General features: G+C 69.3%; 3 protein-coding genes and 1 pseudogene. 3 read left to right on the top strand and 1 reads right to left on the bottom strand.

The annotated features are described in order from the left end of the window. Positions 1-88, top strand: a pseudogene (locus tag D3H34_RS31345) (kynurenine formamidase); the annotation flags it as partial. A gap of 16 nt (positions 89-104) precedes the next feature. Next, complete coding sequence (gene kynU / locus D3H34_RS31350; RefSeq protein WP_119558718.1) at positions 105-1,427, top strand: kynureninase; 1,323 nt, start codon at positions 105-107, stop codon at positions 1,425-1,427. 17 nt (positions 1,428-1,444) lie between these two features. On the opposite strand, the gene D3H34_RS31355 is transcribed toward kynU, so the two are convergent. Then, on the bottom strand, positions 1,445-2,365 hold the full coding sequence (locus D3H34_RS31355; protein WP_205736846.1) for a DNA-3-methyladenine glycosylase family protein: 921 nt from the start codon (positions 2,363-2,365) through the stop codon (positions 1,445-1,447). A gap of 98 nt (positions 2,366-2,463) precedes the next feature. Here D3H34_RS31355 and D3H34_RS31360 point away from each other — a divergent pair. Then, the coding region (locus tag D3H34_RS31360; RefSeq protein WP_286186504.1) for a tryptophan 2,3-dioxygenase at positions 2,464-3,050 on the top strand (587 nt) is incomplete at its 3' end.

Genomic DNA, 3,050 nt, shown 5'->3' on the forward strand with positions numbered 1-3,050 from the left:
CGAACTGATCGCGCTGCCGCTCAAGCTGACCCAAGCCGATGCCTCACCGGTACGCGCCGTACTGCGCGCCCTGCCGCAAAACAATTGATGGAGACAAGCGACCCATGACCACCACTTTGCAAGACTGCCGCGAACGCGACGCCCAGGACCCGCTGCGCGCGCTGCGCGATCTGTTCACCCTGCCCGCGGGCCAGATATACCTTGACGGCAATTCGCTGGGCGTGGCGCCCAAGGCCGCGGCGGCGCGCGTGGCGCAGGTCGTGCAGCAGGAATGGGCGCAGGACCTGATCACCTCCTGGAACAAGGCCGGCTGGGTCGACCTGCCGCTGCGCCTGGGCAACCAGTTCGCACCCTGGCTGGGCGCGCGCGCCGATGAAGTGGTGTTCACCGATACCACCTCGATCAACCTGTTCAAAGTGCTCACCGCCGCGGCGCGCATCGCGGCCGAGGACGGCCCGGCGCGCAAGAAGCTGCTGACCGAGCGCAGCAATTTCCCCACCGACCTCTACATCGCCGAGTCGATCTGCGCCCAGCATGGACTGCAGCTGGTGCTGCTCGAGCCCGAGGAAATCCTGGGCGCGCTCGATGACGACGCCGCCATCCTGCTGCTGACCCATGTGAACTACCGCACGGGCGCGATGCACGACATGGCGAAGATCACGGCCGCGGCGCATGCGCGCCGCATTCTCTGCATCTGGGACCTGTGCCACAGCGCGGGCGCCGTGCCCGTCGACCTGCATGCGGCCGACGCCGATTTCGCCGTCGGCTGCGGCTACAAGTATCTCAACGGCGGCCCGGGCGCGCCGGCGTTTGTCTGGGCCCACCCGCGCGTCGTCAACCGCTGCGCCCAGCCGCTCGCGGGCTGGTTCGGCCATGCGGCGCCGTTCCAGTTCACGCCCCACTACACCCCGGCCGAAGGCATTCGCCGCTATCTGTGCGGCACCCAGCCCATCATCAGCCTGTCGGCCCTGCAATGCGGGCTCGACGTGTTCAGCGCCAGCGAAGCGCTGGGCGGCATGGCGGCGCTGCGCGCCAAGTCGCTGGCACTGACCGACCTGTTCATCGCGCTCGTCGAGTCGCGCTGCGCGGGCCATGGGCTGGAACTGGCGACGCCGCGCGCGCATGAAAAGCGCGGCTCGCAGGTCTGCCTGGCGCGCGCCGAAGGCCTGGGCATGGACCAGGGAGTCGCCGGCCAGGGCAGCGGCGCCTATGCCATCGTCCAGGCGCTGATCGCGCGCGGCGTGATCGGCGACTTCCGCCAGGGCGACGGCGGCCTGGGCGTGCACAAGGACATCCTGCGCTTTGGCTTCACGCCGCTGTATGTCGGTTTCGAGGACGTCTGGAACGCCGTAGAACAGCTGCGCCAGGTGCTGGAAACCGGCGAGTGGCGCGAAGCACGCTTCCACCAGCGCAACATCGTGACCTGAACGCTCCCCAGGAGCCATCAGGCGTTCACCGCCTGCATCGCCCACAGATGCGCGGCCACGAGCGCGCGCCAGGGCGCGAACGGCGCGAGCCAGGCCTGGGCGCGGACCTGGTCCACATCGGCCTGCTGCAGTTGCGCGATGCCGCGGCGCACGACCACATCGCCATGCAATGAACCGTCGAGCCAGCCAAAGCCGCGCAGCAGCGTGTAGCTGACCGTCCACGGGCCTATGCCCTTGATCGCCAGCAGGGCCTGCGCTATCTGCGCGGCCGGCAGCTGCGGCGCGGCGGCCCAGGCGTCCAGCGGCAAGGCGCCGGACTGCACGCCTTCGGCCACCGCGTGCAGGCTTTGCGCCTTGGCCTGCGACAGGCCCGCGGCGCGCAGACGCTCCAGGCCCAGCGCCAGCACCTGGTCGGCATGGGGATGGCAGTACAGCCCGCTGTCATGCCGCAGATCGGCGGCGACAATCAGCCGCCGGCGCAGCGACACGGCCGCGGCGACGCTGATCTGCTGGCCCATGATCGCCCAGGCCAGCGCCTCGAACGGCGTTCCCGCGACCGGCACGCGCAGGCCCGCCTGGCGCTGCAGCACCGGGCCGAGCAGCGGGTGGTCGGCGAACCGCGCCTCGAACGCCGCCACATCCTGCGCCAGACCCAGCATGCGCCGCACCAGCGGCAGGATGTCCTGCGCCGCCTGCGCGGCCAGCGCCGGGTCACGATCCGCCAGCTGCCACTGCACCTGCGCCTGGCCCGGCGAGAAATCGACCTGCAGGCAGACCGGCTGGCCGCGCCACCACAGGCCTTTGCGCAGCGTGGCGGGCCCGACCTGCTCGGCCAGCGCCTCGCGGTCGCGCGCATGGAAAGCGAGGATGTCGCCGGCGCGGAAATCCGGCGGCAGCGGCAACTGCGCAGCCGCGCGCATGTGAGGAACAGGAACCATGCATCGCTTTCAGAAAAAAGTGCCCGGCGGGACTGCCATGGCGCCGCCAGCTGCGCGCCCGGCCTATGATGTGATCGACTGTTTATTGTCCCGCTTCCATGACCGCCCACACCCCTCCTCTCGCCCCCGAAGCCATCGTGCAGCAAGAGCACGCGCAGCTCGACTTCAGCCAGAGCATGAGCTATGGCGACTACCTGCAGCTCGACCAGATCCTCACGGCGCAAAAGCCGCTGTCGCCCGATCACAACGAGATGCTGTTCATCATCCAGCACCAGACCAGCGAACTGTGGATGAAGCTGATGCTGCATGAACTGCATGCCGCCATCGCCCATGTCGCCAGCGACGAACTGCCCAAGGCGTTCAAGATGCTGGCGCGCGTGTCGCGCATCATGGAGCAGCTGGTCCATGCCTGGGATGTGCTGGCGACGATGACGCCGCCCGAGTACAGCGCGATCCGCCCCTACCTCGCGCAGTCCAGCGGTTTCCAGAGCTACCAGTACCGCTGCATCGAATTCTCGCTGGGCAACAAGAACGCCGCCATGCTCAAGCCCCACGCCCACCGGCCCGAGCTGCTGGCCCAGGTCGATGCCGCCTACCGCGCGCCTTCGCTCTACGACCAGGCCCTGCGCCTGCTCGCGCGCCGCGGCATCGCCGTGCCGGCCAGCCACCTCGAACGCGACTGGAC

This window comes from Acidovorax cavernicola (genome assembly GCF_003581445.1).